14 protein-coding genes and 1 pseudogene are annotated in these 14,732 nt (G+C 61.2%); 10 read left to right on the forward strand and 5 right to left on the reverse strand.

The window, feature by feature from the left end; genetic code table 11:
• Positions 1 to 151: 151 nt before the first annotated feature.
• From BFP93_RS02715 to BFP93_RS02725, 3 genes are all read right to left on the reverse strand, one after another.
• Positions 152 to 1,051: an acyltransferase gene (locus tag BFP93_RS02715; RefSeq protein ID WP_065888014.1), complete on the reverse strand. Its 900-nt coding sequence runs from the start codon at positions 1,049 to 1,051 to the stop codon at positions 152 to 154.
• Positions 1,052 to 3,151 (reverse strand): phosphate acetyltransferase, encoded by a 2,100-nt coding sequence (gene pta / locus BFP93_RS02720; RefSeq protein ID WP_065888013.1) that lies wholly within the window; start codon positions 3,149 to 3,151, stop codon positions 1,052 to 1,054.
• 79 nt (positions 3,152 to 3,230) lie between these two features.
• Positions 3,231 to 3,521, reverse strand: a complete 291-nt coding sequence (locus tag BFP93_RS02725) for a DUF3565 domain-containing protein (protein WP_122561932.1) — start codon at positions 3,519 to 3,521, stop codon at positions 3,231 to 3,233.
• On the opposite strand from BFP93_RS02725, the gene BFP93_RS02730 reads away from it, so the two are divergent.
• A complete protein-coding gene (locus tag BFP93_RS02730) occupies positions 3,520 to 4,005 on the forward strand; it encodes an FKBP-type peptidyl-prolyl cis-trans isomerase (RefSeq protein WP_003171645.1) in 486 nt (161 codons plus the stop codon). The two genes, BFP93_RS02725 and BFP93_RS02730, sit on opposite strands and share 2 nt — an antisense overlap.
• Before the next feature lie 288 nt (positions 4,006 to 4,293).
• Here the strand turns inward: BFP93_RS02730 and rpsT are convergent, their stop codons facing one another.
• On the reverse strand, positions 4,294 to 4,572 hold the full coding sequence (rpsT, locus tag BFP93_RS02735) for a 30S ribosomal protein S20 (RefSeq protein ID WP_003171647.1): 279 nt from the start codon (positions 4,570 to 4,572) through the stop codon (positions 4,294 to 4,296).
• A 253-nt stretch (positions 4,573 to 4,825) separates the two neighbouring features.
• Between rpsT and murJ the strand changes: the two genes are divergently transcribed.
• The 6 genes from murJ (at position 4,826) to ispH (ending at position 12,270) form a co-directional block, all read left to right on the forward strand.
• Positions 4,826 to 6,364, forward strand: coding sequence for a murein biosynthesis integral membrane protein MurJ (gene murJ / locus BFP93_RS02740; protein ID WP_065891863.1), 1,539 nt, complete (start codon positions 4,826 to 4,828; stop codon positions 6,362 to 6,364).
• A 119-nt stretch (positions 6,365 to 6,483) separates the two neighbouring features.
• Complete coding sequence (gene ribF, locus BFP93_RS02745; RefSeq protein WP_065888011.1) at positions 6,484 to 7,422, forward strand: bifunctional riboflavin kinase/FAD synthetase; 939 nt, start codon at positions 6,484 to 6,486, stop codon at positions 7,420 to 7,422.
• Between the two features lie 14 nt (positions 7,423 to 7,436).
• The gene (gene ileS, locus BFP93_RS02750; protein ID WP_065891864.1) at positions 7,437 to 10,268 is read left to right on the forward strand and encodes an isoleucine--tRNA ligase; all 2,832 of its coding nucleotides are present in this window, start codon (positions 7,437 to 7,439) and stop codon (positions 10,266 to 10,268) included.
• Positions 10,261 to 10,773, forward strand: coding sequence for a signal peptidase II (gene lspA / locus BFP93_RS02755; RefSeq protein WP_065891865.1), 513 nt, complete (start codon positions 10,261 to 10,263; stop codon positions 10,771 to 10,773). Before ileS ends, lspA begins: the two co-directional genes overlap by 8 nt.
• A 7-nt stretch (positions 10,774 to 10,780) precedes the next feature.
• Positions 10,781 to 11,221 carry an FKBP-type peptidyl-prolyl cis-trans isomerase gene (locus BFP93_RS02760; protein ID WP_170875978.1) on the forward strand — a complete coding sequence of 147 codons (441 nt, stop codon included), beginning with the start codon at positions 10,781 to 10,783 and terminating at the stop codon, positions 11,219 to 11,221.
• A gap of 101 nt (positions 11,222 to 11,322) precedes the next feature.
• On the forward strand, positions 11,323 to 12,270 hold the full coding sequence (gene ispH, locus BFP93_RS02765; protein WP_057725850.1) for a 4-hydroxy-3-methylbut-2-enyl diphosphate reductase: 948 nt from the start codon (positions 11,323 to 11,325) through the stop codon (positions 12,268 to 12,270).
• Here ispH and BFP93_RS02770 read toward each other — a convergent pair.
• Positions 12,224 to 12,800 (reverse strand): annotated as a pseudogene (locus tag BFP93_RS02770) (GspH/FimT family pseudopilin). The gene ispH and the pseudogene BFP93_RS02770 sit on opposite strands and share 47 nt — an antisense overlap.
• Positions 12,801 to 13,005: 205 nt before the next feature.
• Between BFP93_RS02770 and pilV the strand changes: the two are divergent.
• From pilV to BFP93_RS02785, 3 genes are read left to right on the forward strand one after another with little or no spacing between them, the layout of a single operon-like run.
• Complete coding sequence (pilV, locus tag BFP93_RS02775; RefSeq protein WP_065891867.1) at positions 13,006 to 13,491, forward strand: type IV pilus modification protein PilV; 486 nt, start codon at positions 13,006 to 13,008, stop codon at positions 13,489 to 13,491.
• Positions 13,488 to 14,195, forward strand: a complete 708-nt coding sequence (locus BFP93_RS02780; RefSeq protein ID WP_065891868.1) for a PilW family protein — start codon at positions 13,488 to 13,490, stop codon at positions 14,193 to 14,195. Before pilV ends, BFP93_RS02780 begins: the two co-directional genes overlap by 4 nt.
• Positions 14,196 to 14,199: 4 nt before the next feature.
• Positions 14,200 to 14,730: a pilus assembly PilX family protein gene (locus BFP93_RS02785; RefSeq protein WP_065891869.1), complete on the forward strand. Its 531-nt coding sequence runs from the start codon at positions 14,200 to 14,202 to the stop codon at positions 14,728 to 14,730.
• Positions 14,731 to 14,732: the final 2 nt, after the last annotated feature.

Consider the following 14,732-nt stretch of genomic DNA (forward strand, 5'->3'; position numbering starts at 1 on the left):
GCTTACTTTTGCGCTTTTCAAAAGTGAGCCGCCGTCAGGGCGGAACCCTAAGCAGCCGTTACCGCAGAAACGGATATGTACTCAGTCTGATCCAACATCCTGGTCGGCCCAGAGGCCGCCATCGGGGGCAAGCCCCCTCCCACATTTTTGATCAGTTGCGGTCTGGGAAATCGGTGTGCAGCTTGTCCAGCAAGGCATCCTTGTCTTCCCACAGCTGGTTGATCCAGCCCTGGAACGCCAACCGATACTCCCCATCCTGCTCATAATTGCTGCCAATAAACTCGGCCGGAATCCGCACTTCTTCGAACTGCACCACCACGTCCTTCACATTCCCGCACAGCAAATCCCAATACCCCGGTCGCCCGGCCGGATAGTGGATAGTCACATTCACCAGTGACTTCAATTGCTCACCCATGGCATCCAGCACAAACGCGATTCCGCCGGCCTTGGGCTTGAGCAGATAGCGAAACGGTGACTTCTGTTGCGCGTGCTTGCCTGGCGTAAACCGCGTGCCCTCGGCGAAGTTGAAGATGCCCACCGGGTTGTCGCGAAACTTCGCACAGGTTTTGCGCGTGGTTTCCAGGTCCTTGCCTTTCTTTTCCGGGTGTTTTTCCAGGTAAGCCTTGCTGTAGCGCTTCATGAATGGAAAGCCCAGGGCCCACCACGCCAGGCCAATCACCGGGACCCAGATCAGTTCCTGCTTGAGAAAGAACTTCAGCGGGCGAATCCGTCGATTGAGCACGTATTGCAGCACCATGATGTCGACCCAGCTCTGATGGTTGCTGGTGACCAGATACGAATGCTGGTAATCCAGGCCTTCGAGGCCGCTCAGGTGCCAGCGCGTGCGCCGCACCAGGTTCATCCAGCCCTTGTTGTTCGTGACCCAGGCTTCGTGGGTGTGATTCATCAACCATTCGCTGAAGCGCTTGGCGAAGGGCAGCGCCTTGAACAGCGCGACGATAAACAGGAACGAGCACAGCAGGATCGTGTTCAGTGCCAGCAGCAGGGACGCGATCACCCCACGTACGGCGGCAGGTAGAAAATCCAGCATTTAGATATCCATAGGTCGGTTGGCGGCTTGGATCGCGGTGAGGGCGATGGTGTATACGATGTCGTCCACCTGGGCGCCGCGTGGCAGGTCGTTGACCGGTTTGCGCAGGCCCTGGAGCATCGGCCCCAGGCTCACGCAATCGGCGCTGCGCTGCACGGCTTTGTAGGTGGTGTTGCCGGTGTTCAGGTCGGGGAACACGAATACCGTGGCCTTGCCGGCGACCTGGCTGTTGGGCGCCAATTGCCGGGCCACGCTTTCGTTGGCGGCGGCGTCGTATTGCAGCGGGCCGTCGATCAGCAGTGAGCTTTGCTGTTCGTGGGCGAGCAGGGTGGCCTCGCGGACTTTTTCGACTTCCTCGCCGCTGGCCGAATCGCCGCTGGAATAACTGATCATCGCCACGCGCGGGGCGATGCCGAACGCGGCCGCCGAGTCGGCGCTTTGCAAGGCAATTTCAGCCAGCTCCGCAGCGCTGGGGTGCGGGTTCATTACACAGTCGCCGTACACCAGCACCTGCTCGGGGAACAGCATGAAGAACACCGACGACACCAGGGTGCAGCCCGGCGCTGTTTTAATCAGCTGCAGGGCAGGGCGGATGGTATTGGCGGTGGAGTGGATGACGCCGGAGACCAGGCCGTCCACTTCGTCCAGGGCGAGCATCATGGTGGCGATCACCACGGTGTCTTCCAACTGCTGCTCGGCCATCGGTGCGTTCAAACTCTTGCTCTTGCGCAGTGCCACCATGGGCTCGACGTAGCGCTGGCGGATCAGGTCCGGGTCGAGAATCTCCAGGCCTTCGGGCAAATCGATGCCGTGGGCGCGAGCGACGGCTTCCACGTCCGCCGGCTTGGCCAGCAGCACGCAGCGCGCGATGCCCCGCGCCTGGCAGATCGCAGCGGCTTGCACAGTCAGCGGCTCGCTGCCTTCGGGCAACACGATGCGCTTGTTGGCGGCCTGGGCGCGCTGGATCAACTGGTAGCGGAATACCGCAGGGGACAGGCGCATTTCCCGGGGCGTGCCGCAGCGTTGGTGCAGCCAGCGTGCATCGAGGTGGCTGGCGACGAAGTCGGTGATGATCTCCGCGCGCTCGCGGTCATCGATGGGGATTTCCTTGTTGAGGCTATTAAGCTGGTTGGCGGTGTCGTAGGAACCGGTGCTCACCGACAGCACCGGCAACCCGGCCTGGAATGCACCGCGGCACAGCTCCATGATGCGCGGGTCGGGCAGGGTATCGCTGGTCAGCAGCAGGCCGGCCAGCGGCACGCCGTTGATCGCGGCCAGGCTGACGGCGAGGATGATGTCGTCGCGATCGCCGGGTGTTACGACCAGTACGCCGGGCTTGAGCAGCTCCACGGTGTTGCGCATGGTGCGCGCGCAAATGATGATCTTGGTCATGCGCCGGGTTTCGTAGTCACCGGCATTGAGGATCTGCGCACCCATCAGGTCGGCCACGTCGCGGGTGCGCGGCGCGTTGAGTTCGGGCTGGTAGGGAATGCAGCCCAGCAGGCGGAAATCACCGCTGCGCAACAACGGCGAGTGCTCCTTGAGACGCGCCGAGAACGCCTCCATGCTTTCGTCGGTGCGCACCTTGTTAAGGATCACGCCGAGTACTTTCGGGTCTTTCGGACCGCCGAACAATTGCGCCTGCAGTTCCACGCGACCGGACAGTTCGGTGAGCACTTCGTTTTCCGGGGCCGAGACCAGGATCACTTCCGCATCCAGGCTCTTGGCCAAGTGCAGGTTGACCCGGGCCGCGTAACTGGCGCTGCGGGTCGGCACCATGCCTTCGACGATCAGCACGTCCTTGCCCACGGCGGCTTGCTGGTACAGCGTGATGATTTCTTCGAGCAACTCATCCAGCTGGCCGTCGCCGAGCATGCGCTCGACATGGGCCAGGCCCAGGGGTTGGGGCGGTTTCAGGCCGTGGGTGCGCGCCACCAGTTCGGTGGAACGCTCGGGGCCGGTATCGCCAGGGTGTGGCTGGGCAATCGGTTTGAAAAAACCGACTTTCAGCCCGGCTCGTTCCAGGGTACGCACCAGCCCAAGGCTGATGGAGGTCAGGCCCACACCAAAATCGGTGGGCGCGATAAAAAAAGTCTGCATGCGAATTCTCTGGAGGTGCATGGCTGGGGTGGCGCTCTATGCTTGAGCACCTACCGCGAATCAGGCGCCAAGGTTATCGTTATTCGTGCTGTTGCGCACACCAGCCGCAGGCAAAGGGTTGGCCTATTTTTTCAAGGCGTTGCGCGGGGTCGAGCACCCAGGCGCGCGACTGCCACGGCGGCTGGTGGCGCAGATGCTGGGTGTGGCCGCAGGACAGCTCGGCGACCCAGTGCAGGTCGTCGTCCTGGTGGAATCCGGTTATCGTCGAGACCGTTGGTCGGCCCCGTCCGTCCGGGTTCTGTTCGCTTTCGGACAAATCCTTGTTTAGACTTGTCCGTTCTTCATTCTTATGCAAAAGGTCTCGCCCCATGACGATCGCCGCTAACAAGGCTGTCTCCATCGACTATACCCTGACCAACGACGCTGGTGAGGTCATCGACAGCTCCGCCGGCGGCGCGCCGCTGGTCTACCTGCAAGGTGCGGGTAACATCATCCCTGGCCTGGAAAAGGCGCTGGAAGGCAAGGCAGTCGGTGATGAACTGACCGTTGCCGTCGAGCCTGAAGATGCCTACGGCGAATACTCCGCCGAACTGGTCAGCACCTTGAGCCGCAGCATGTTCGAAGGTGTTGATGAACTGGAAGTCGGCATGCAGTTCCACGCTTCCGCGCCGGACGGCCAAATGCAGATCGTGACCATCCGCGACCTGGACGGCGACGACGTGACCGTCGACGGCAACCACCCCCTGGCTGGCCAGCGCCTGAACTTCCAGGTGAAGATCGTTGCCATTCGCGACGCTTCTCAGGAAGAAGTGGCTCACGGTCACGTCCACGGTGAAGGCGGTCATCACCATTGATTGTGGTTTGATCAATCGGTAGCAAAAACGCCCCGACTGGTTCGGGGCGTTTTTTTTGTGCTTGAAAATATCTACCTGACACTCATGGGGTCAATGTGGGAGGGGGCTTGCCCCCGATAGCGGTGTGTCAGTCAAAGTATTTCTTACTGATACACCGCCATCGAGGGCAAGCCCCCTCCCACATTTGGATAGGTGTGCATTCCAGAAAACAAAAATGCCCCGGACCTTTCGGTACGGGGCATTTCTTAACTGTTACGCAACCTGAGGTCACGTGGCAGTTGTTACCACTTAGGCTGCAGCAGCAACGTTCAGAGCCTTGATGTGGCCATTCAGGCGGCTCTTATGACGAGCGGCCTTGTTCTTGTGGATGATGCCTTTATCGGCCATACGGTCGATAACTGGCACGGCCAGAACGTAAGCAGCTTGGGCTTTTTCAGCGTCTTTGGTGTCGATGGCTTTAACTACATTCTTGATGTAGGTACGAACCATGGAACGCAGGCTGGCGTTGTGGCTGCGACGCTTCTCAGCCTGTTTTGCACGTTTTTTGGCGGAAGGTGTGTTGGCCACCGTCGAGCTCCTCGAAAGACTTTTTAGGAAATAGCAAACAAAATAGGCCGCGAATCATGCCGATGACTTGATGGGTTGTCAAGAGCGGCTGATGCGAACTGCTGAGTGGTCGATCTGAAGAGGCGGGTGATTTATTTCCGGCGCTTGACCTGTAAACTCGCGAGCTTTGGCGCTGTGCTGTTGCAGGCGCGCAGTATCGCATAAGTAGGCGCTTTGTTCGCCTGCTCTTTATCTATAGGCGCAAACTCTTTCAATGAATCTGCTCAAATCGTTGGCTGCCGTCAGCTCTATCACGATGATCTCCCGGGTTTTGGGGTTTGTGCGTGACACCCTGCTGGCCCGCATTTTTGGCGCCAGCATGGCCACGGACGCCTTCTTCATTGCCTTTAAACTGCCCAACCTGTTGCGCCGGATTTTCGCCGAAGGCGCGTTCTCCCAGGCCTTCGTGCCGATCCTGGCCGAATACAAGACTCAACAGGGGGAGGAGGCGACCCGCACCTTTATCGCGTATGTCTCGGGCCTTCTGACACTGGTGTTGATGCTGGTGACCGTGCTCGGCATGCTCGCCGCGCCCTGGGTGATCTGGGCCACGGCTCCCGGCTTTGCCAATACCCCGGAAAAGTTCGCACTGACCACTGATCTGCTGCGCGTGACCTTTCCTTATATATTGCTGATCTCGCTGTCATCGCTTGCCGGGGCGATTCTCAATACCTGGAACCGTTTCTCGGTGCCGGCCTTCGTGCCGACGCTGCTTAACGTCAGCATGATTATCTTCGCGCTGTTCCTCACGCCGTACTTCGATCCGCCGGTGATGGCTCTGGGTTGGGCCGTCCTGGCCGGCGGCCTGGCACAACTGCTCTACCAACTGCCGCATTTGAAAAAGATCGGCATGCTGGTGCTGCCGCGCCTGAACCTCAAGGACACCGGCGTCTGGCGCGTGATGCGCAATATGTTGCCGGCGATCCTTGGTGTGTCCGTCAGTCAGATTTCCCTGATTATCAATACGGCGTTCGCGTCGTTGCTGGTATCCGGTTCGGTGTCGTGGATGTACTACGCCGACCGCCTGATGGAATTGCCGTCCGGCGTGCTCGGGGTGGCCTTGGGCACCATTTTGCTGCCGACCCTGGCGCGCACCTATGCGAGCAAGGACCGCCAGGAATACTCGCGCATCCTCGACTGGGGCCTGCGCCTGTGCTTCCTGCTGGTGCTGCCGTGCTCCCTGGCCCTGGGAATCCTGGCCGAACCCTTGACGGTCTCGCTGTTTCAATACGGGCAATTCGACGCGCACGACGCCCTGATGACCCAGCATGCGCTGGTGGCGTACTCCGTGGGGTTGCTCGGCATTATCGTGATCAAGGTGCTGGCGCCGGGTTTCTATGCCCAGCAGAACATCCGCACACCGGTGAAGATCGCGATCTTCACTCTGGTCGTCACGCAATTGCTCAACCTGGTGTTTATCGGCCCGCTGGCCCATGCCGGCCTGGCGCTCGCGATCAGTGCCGGTGCCTGTATCAATGCCGGCCTGCTGTTTTATCAACTGCGCAAGCAGCAGATGTACCAACCGCAGCCCGGCTGGGGCGCCTTTACCCTCAAGTTGCTCGTGGCGGTCGCGGCGATGTCGGCCGTGCTGTTTGGGCTGATGCACGTGATGCCGGCCTGGGACCAGGGCCATATGCTGGAGCGCTTCATGCGCCTGGGCGTGCTGGTAGTGGCTGGCGTGGTGGTGTACTTCGGGATGTTGCTGCTGCAGGGTTTCCGCCTGCGCGATTTCAATCGCAAGTCGCTGGGGTAGAGAGTTTGCCGCGATAAAACGGCTGTTTTATCGAATCGATCCATTTGGCCTGCGCTGTTGCCTGTCGTCCGGGGCCGGGTGTGGTTATAATCGACCACTTTATGAGCAAGAAGCGCGTTATGCAGCTGGTTCGAGGTCTCCACAACCTGCGCCCCGAGCACCGGGGCTGCGTCGCCACCATTGGCAACTTTGACGGTGTTCACCGTGGCCACCAGGCTATCCTGGCCAGGCTGCGCGAGCGTGCGGTCGAGTTGGGCGTGCCCAGCTGCGTGGTGATTTTTGAGCCACAGCCGCGGGAGTTCTTCACCCCGGAAACGGCGCCGGCCCGTCTGGCCCGCCTGCGAGACAAACTGCAACTGTTGGCTGAAGAAGGCGTGGACCGCGTCCTCTGCCTGGCTTTCAACCAGCGCCTGCAAAGCCTCAGCGCCGCCGAGTTTGTCGACCGCATCCTCGTCGATGGTCTCGGCGTGCAGCATTTGGAGGTCGGCGACGACTTCCGTTTTGGTTGCGACCGGGTCGGCGATTTCGATTTCCTGCAACACGCCGGCGTCAACCAGGGTTTTACCGTCGAAGCCGCGCAAACCGTCGAACTGGACGGCCTGCGCGTGAGCAGTACCCAGGTGCGTAACGCCCTGGCGGCTGCCGACTTCGCCTTGGCCGAGCGTTTGCTCGGTCGCCCGTTCCGCATCGCCGGGCGGGTACTGCACGGCCAGAAGCTGGCGCGCCAACTGGGCACGCCAACCGCCAACGTGCAACTCAAGCGCCGTCGTGTGCCGCTGACCGGGGTTTACCTGGTGAGTGTCGACATCGACGGCCAATCGTGGCCGGGAGTCGCCAACATAGGCGTCAGGCCCACGGTTGCAGGTGATGGCAAGGCCCACCTGGAAGTTCACCTTTTGGATTTTGCCGGTGACTTGTATGACCGGCGTTTAACGGTGGTTTTCCACCAGAAGCTGCGTGAAGAGCAGCGTTTCGCCTCCCTTGAGGCGTTGAAAACGGCGATCAATGCGGATGTCGCCGCCGCCCGTGCACTAGCCGCACCTAGCGCCCATCGCTAACCGAAGAGCCTTAAATGACCGACTATAAAGCCACGCTAAACCTTCCGGACACCGCCTTCCCAATGAAGGCCGGCCTGCCACAGCGCGAACCGCAGATCCTGCAGCGCTGGGACAGTATTGGCCTGTACGGAAAGTTGCGCGAAATTGGCAAGGATCGTCCGAAATTCGTCCTGCACGACGGCCCTCCTTATGCCAACGGCACCATTCACATCGGTCACGCGCTGAACAAGATTCTCAAGGACATGATCCTGCGTTCGAAGACCCTGTCGGGCTTCGACGCGCCGTATGTCCCGGGTTGGGATTGCCACGGCCTGCCGATCGAACACAAAGTCGAAGTGACCTACGGCAAGAACCTGGGCGCGGATAAAACCCGCGAACTGTGCCGTGCCTACGCCACCGAGCAGATCGAAGGGCAGAAGTCCGAATTCATCCGCCTGGGTGTCCTGGGCGAGTGGGACAACCCTTACAAAACCATGAATTTCAAGAACGAGGCCGGTGAAATCCGCGCCCTGGCCGAAATCGTCAAGGGCGGTTTCGTGTTCAAGGGCCTCAAGCCCGTGAACTGGTGCTTCGACTGCGGCTCGGCCTTGGCCGAGGCGGAAGTCGAGTACGAAGACAAGAAGTCCTCGACCATCGATGTGGCCTTCCCGATTGCCGATGAGGCCAGGCTGGCCGAGGCCTTTGGCCTGGCATCGCTGGCCAAGCCGGCGGCCATCGTGATCTGGACCACCACGCCATGGACCATCCCTGCCAACCAGGCGCTGAACGTGCACCCCGAGTTCACCTACGCGCTGGTGGACGTTGGCGATCGCCTGCTGGTGCTGGCCGAAGAAATGGTCGAGCCGTGCCTGGCGCGTTACGAGCTGCAAGGTTCGGTGATCGCCACCACCACCGGCTCCGCGCTGGAACTGATCAACTTCCGTCATCCGTTCTACGACCGCCTGTCGCCGGTGTACCTGGCTGACTACGTCGAACTGGGTTCGGGTACTGGCATCGTTCACTGCTCGCCTGCCTACGGCGTGGACGACTTCGTGATCTGCAAGAAATACGGGCTGGTCAACGATGACATCATCAACCCGGTGCAGAGCAACGGCGTGTACGTGCCGTCGCTGGAGTTCTTCGGCGGCCAGTTCATCTTCAAGGCCGACCCTGCAATCATCGAAAAGCTGCGTGAAGTCGGTGCGCTGATGCAAACCGCCACCATCCAGCACAGCTACATGCACTGCTGGCGCCACAAGACCCCGTTGATCTACCGCGCGACCGCGCAGTGGTTTATCGGCATGGACAAAGAGCCGACCCGCGGCGAAACCCTGCGCATACGCTCGCTCAAGGCCGTCGAAGGCACCAAGTTCGTCCCGGCCTGGGGCCAGGCGCGCCTGCACTCGATGATCGCCAACCGTCCGGACTGGTGCATCTCCCGCCAGCGTAACTGGGGCGTGCCGATCCCGTTCTTCCTGAACAAGGAAAGCGGCGAACTGCACCCACGTACCGTCGAGCTCATGGAGCTCGTGGCCCAGCGCGTTGAACAGGAAGGCATCGAAGCCTGGTTCAAGATGGACGCTGCCGAGTTGCTCGGTGATGAAGCGCCGCAGTACGACAAGATCAGCGACACCCTCGACGTATGGTTCGACTCGGGCACCACCCACTGGCACGTGCTGCGCGGTTCGCACCCGATGGGCCACGAGACCGGCCCGCGTGCCGACCTGTACCTGGAAGGTTCGGACCAGCACCGTGGCTGGTTCCACTCGTCGCTGCTGACCGGTTGCGCCATCGACAACCACGCGCCGTACCGGGAGCTGTTGACCCACGGCTTCACCGTCGACGAAAACGGCCGCAAGATGTCCAAGTCGTTGAAGAATGTGATCGAGCCGAAAAAGATCAACGACACCCTGGGCGCCGACATCATGCGTCTGTGGGTCGCCTCGACCGATTACTCGGGCGAGATCGCCGTCTCCGACCAGATCCTGGCCCGCAGCGCCGATGCCTACCGTCGCATCCGTAATACCGCGCGCTTCCTGCTGTCGAACCTGACCGGTTTCAACCCGGCCACCGACATCCTGCCGGCAGAGGACATGCTCGCCCTCGACCGTTGGGCCGTGGACCGCGCCCTGTTGCTGCAGCGCGAGTTGCAGGAACACTACGGCGAGTATCGCTTCTGGAATGTCTATTCCAAGATCCACAACTTCTGCGTGCAGGAGCTCGGTGGTTTCTACCTCGACATCATCAAGGACCGCCAGTACACCACCGGTGCCAACAGCAAGGCGCGCCGTTCGGCGCAGACCGCGCTGTACCACATCAGCGAAGCGCTGGTGCGCTGGATCGCACCGATCCTGGCGTTCACCGCCGACGAATTGTGGGAGTACCTGCCGGGCGAGCGTAACGAGTCCGTCATGCTCAACACCTGGTATGAAGGCTTGACCGAACTGCCTGCCGACTTCGAACTGGGCCGCGAGTATTGGGAAGGCGTGATGGCCGTGAAGGTTGCGGTGAACAAGGAGCTGGAAGTGCAGCGCGCGGCCAAGGCCGTGGGTGGCAACCTGCAAGCCGAAGTCACCCTGTTTGCCGAGGACGGCCTGACCGCCGATCTCGCCAAGCTGAGCAACGAACTGCGCTTTGTGTTGATCACCTCCACCGCAAGCCTGGCGCCTTTCGCCCAGGCTCCGGCAGATGCCGTGGCCACCGATGTGCCGGGCCTGAAGCTCAAGGTGGTCAAGTCGGCCTTCCCTAAATGCGCCCGTTGCTGGCACTGCCGTGAAGATGTCGGCGTGAACCCCGAGCATCCGGAAATCTGCGGTCGTTGCGTCGATAACATCAGCGGTGAAGGCGAGGTTCGTCACTATGCCTAACTCTGCCAGTCGTTTCGGACGCCTGGGCTGGCTCGTATTGAGCGTGCTGGTGCTGGTCATCGACCAGGTCAGCAAGGCTCATTTCGAAGGCACCCTGGAAATGTTCCAGCAGATCGTGGTGATCCCGGATTACTTCAGCTGGACCCTGGCCTACAACACCGGTGCGGCCTTCAGCTTTCTCGCTGATGGCGGTGGCTGGCAGCGCTGGTTGTTCGCGGTGATCGCCGTGGTGGTCAGTGCGGTGCTGGTGGTCTGGCTCAAGCGCCTGGGCCGGGACGACACCTGGCTGGCCATCGCGCTGGCCCTGGTGCTGGGCGGCGCGCTGGGTAACCTGTACGACCGCGTTGCCCTGGGCCACGTGATCGATTTCATCCTGGTGCATTGGCAGAACCGCCATTATTTCCCGGCGTTCAACTTTGCCGACAGCGCTATCACCGTCGGCGCAATCATGCTGGCGCTGGACATGTTCAAGAGCAAGAAAACCGGAGAGACCGTCAATGACTGATCAGGTATTGGCTGAGCAACGCATCGGCCAGAACACGGAAGTCACTTTGCATTTCGCATTGCGCCTGGAGAATGGCGACACGGTCGACAGCACCTTCGACAAAGCCCCGGCGACCTTCAAGGTCGGTGACGGTAATCTGCTGCCCGGTTTTGAAGCGGCTTTGTTCGGCTTCAAGGCCGGCGACAAGCGCAACCTGCAGATCCTGCCGGAAAACGCCTTTGGCCAGCCCAACCCGCAAAACGTGCAGATCATCCCGCGTTCGCAGTTCGAAGGCATGGAGCTGTCGGAAGGCCTGCTGGTGATCTTCAATGACGCGGCGAATACGGAATTGCCCGGCGTGGTCAAAGCCTTCGATGACACGCAAGTGACCATCGACTTCAACCACCCGTTGTCCGGCAAGACACTGACCTTTGACGTCGAGATCATCAACGTCAAGGCGCTGGTCTAAAATGTGGGAGGGGGCTTGCTCCCCTCCCACCTTTGATCTCCATTATCTGTTGAGTCAGCGTTAATATTGACTCAATGTGGCTGCAAGACACGAGGCACAGCATGCAAATCAAACTCGCCAACCCCCGTGGCTTCTGTGCCGGTGTGGACCGGGCGATCGAAATCGTCAACCGCGCCCTGGAAGTCTTCGGCCCGCCGATCTACGTGCGGCATGAAGTCGTCCACAACAAGTTCGTGGTTGAAGATCTGCGTGCTCGCGGCGCCATCTTCGTCGAAGAACTCGACCAGGTGCCTGACGATGTCATCGTTATCTTCAGCGCCCACGGCGTTTCCCAGGCCGTGCGCACCGAAGCGTCCGGCCGTGGCCTGAAAGTATTCGATGCCACATGCCCGCTGGTGACCAAGGTGCACATCGAGGTGGCGCGCTACAGCCGTGATGGCCGTGAATGCATCCTGATCGGCCACGCCGGTCATCCGGAAGTCGAAGGCACCATGGGCCAGTACGACGCCAGCAATGGCGGCGCCATCTACCTGGTGGAAGACGAGAAAGACGTCGCCAACCTGCAAGTGCAGAACCCGGAGCGCTTGGCGTTCGTTACCCAGACCACCTTGTCCATGGACGACACCAGCCGCGTTATCGATGCCCTGCGCACGCGATTCCCGGCCATTGGCGGCCCACGCAAGGACGACATCTGCTACGCCACGCAAAACCGCCAGGACGCGGTCAAGCAACTGGCCGATGAGTGCGATGTGGTGCTGGTGGTCGGCAGCCCGAACAGCTCCAACTCCAATCGCTTGCGTGAGCTGGCCGAGCGCATGGCGACACCGGCGTACCTGATCGACGGCGCCGAGGATATGCAGCGTAGCTGGTTCGACGGTGTCGAGCGCATCGGCATCACGGCGGGCGCCTCGGCTCCGGAAGTCCTGGTGCGTGGCGTCATCCAGCAATTGCACGCCTGGGGGGCCACCGGCGCCGATGAGTTGGCGGGACGCGAAGAAAACATTACGTTTTCGATGCCCAAGGAACTGCGGGTGCGCTCGCTGCTCTGAACCCGGCTCGCTCAACCACGGCATAACGCCTGCTCGGTTTTGTCACTGCGCAGGCTGACGCGCCCACTTGGCGCCAGCACTATCTGATACAGGCTTTGTGCCAGCGTCGTGTCGCACACATGCACGGTGCCGGCACGAAACCCGCCGCCCGCAAACACCGGCTCCCCCAACGCGCTGAAACGTACCTGGCTGCTGACCGGGCCGTTACCGGCTACCGGTACGCGCCCGCTGTCCTGTCGCTCCAGCAGCACCGGATTCTCGTCATCCAGATGGCCGCGACCACTGATATCCAGGATCACCCGCCAGCCCTGGCTCCAGTCTTGCTCCCTTGCATGGATGACCACTGCACGACTGCGTGCGATCGCCTCCGTGCGCGCATAACGCAGCCCGTCGGCCAGTGACCGGGCCACGCTTTGTTGCTGCTGCGATTCCAGCAAACCCTTGAAGCCGGGTATGGCCAGTTGCGCCAGAACGCCCGTGACGATCAGCCCCAGCAGTAATTCGATCAAGGTGAACCCTCGTTGTGTCATGTGCGTCCCATCCGTGGATGCGGTTGATCTTTAAGTGACAGGCATAGGTATAGCGGTTGCTCCCTGATGCTGAATGATGGCCTTTACGTCCAATGTATTTCCCTTTGTTCCGATAGCAGCAGCCGCCAAAAACCGGCGCTAGTCTTGGGGCGTACAGCAGGGTTCTGCTGTTTTTCTACGGCCCTCGACATGGACGACGACGGTAATGCCTTTGTGCAGCAACACCTTATTTCTACGCGCAGTTCATCGACCTCAAGCCGGCATGACCCTGATCGAGGTACTGGTAGCGGTGCTGGTCCTGGCTATCGGACTGCTGGGGGCCGCGGCTCTCCAGCTCAACGCGCTCAAATACACCGACAATGCACGGATGACCAGCCAGGCCAGTTTCATTGCCTACGATATGCTCGATCGAATTCGCGCCAATGCCGGGGTCGATTACGCCTGGGCCCAAGCCGAGCGCGCGCCGCCGAGCACCTCGACCGCCAGCGTGCGTGACCTGGACTTGCACGATTTCGAAGCCAATATCGTAGGTTTTGCCGGCGAAGACGCCAAAGGTGCCGTGGCGGTCAGCGGCAATGAAGTCACTATCAGCATCACGTGGGAAGACGTCAGGTTGGAGAGCAGCCTGGGTGCGCGGCAAACCTTCACCCTGAGCAGCCGTATCGCCAGTGGGCAAGGCCGATCGCAATGAACCGTCCCGCACGTGGTTTCGGGCTGGTGGAGTTGCTGCTGGCGCTGGCCGTCGGGCTGGTGCTGATCCTTGGCGCGAGCCAGGTGCTGATCGGTACGCGGCTGACCCAGGCCAGCCAGCAGGCCGCTACGGTGCTGCAGGATGATGCGCGATTCGTGCTGAACAAGCTGGTCCAGGATATTCGCCAGGCAGGCATGCTGGGATGTTTGGCCCCGGCGTTTATCGACAACGCCCCGGCGGCCTTTGATCGGCCGATTGGCTGGCAAATGTCGGCAAGCGCAACGTCACTGACGCTGGTGACCGCCAATACCGGCGACGGTGCCGGCAAGCCAGACTGGACCGTAGTGTCCGACTGCAGGGATGCGGCACAGGCTTACGCCGGCACGCCGCCTGTGATCGCGCCCGGCCAGATTCGGTTTGCCATACGAGAACTCACCTACACCCATGAGGCGGGGCAGTTGAAAATCAGTACGCCGTCGGCACCGGCCAAGGCGGTGCTGATAGATAACGTACGGGCCTTCGAGATCAGTTTCGGGGTAGCGGCCAGGCCTGAATCGACGGACGTGGCGCGCTACGACAGCCACCCGGCCGACGCATCGTTGATCCGAAGCGTGCGCATCCGCATGACCCTGCAGGACCCGACCGGGCGCGTGAAGGATCAGGCCTATAGCGTCGTGGCCGCACTGCGCAACCGGCTGGAGTAGGGCGATGATCCTGAGTGGGGGGAGCCCTGTGCGCCAGGCGGGAATGGTATTGCTGATCAGCCTGGTCTTTCTGCTGTTGCTGTCACTGGTGGGGTTGTCATCCATGCAGGCCGCGATCTCTCAGCAGAAGGTCGCCGGTAGCCTGTGGCAACGTAATCAATCGTTCCAGACGGCCGAAAGTGGCCTGCGGCTGGGGGAGTCGGCAGTGCGCAGGGGCGGACCTGCGCTGCCACTTTGCCACTCGATCATCCACTGCGCGCCGCCCGCGGAGGCATTTTCGGTGGTTGGCCCTGGGCCAAATCCGGTCTCTGCGGTGAATTGGGTGGCGTTCAAGGACGGGGTATATGGCATTCAATCCCTGGGCGTGGGGATGGGCCAGGCGCATTTACCGCCGCTTATCCCGGCCGCGCTCTTTCGGGTGACGGCCGTGGGGCTGGGTGGCCAGTCGCGCACGGTGCTTGAGACGGTGTATGCGCGGGTGGGGGAGGGCGACGGCGCGCGGTTTCGGCGAGTCTTATGGCGGCAACTTCAATAAGG

Source organism: Pseudomonas sp. 44 R 15 (assembly GCF_900004965.1).
Taxonomy (GTDB): domain Bacteria; phylum Pseudomonadota; class Gammaproteobacteria; order Pseudomonadales; family Pseudomonadaceae; genus Aquipseudomonas; species Aquipseudomonas orientalis_A.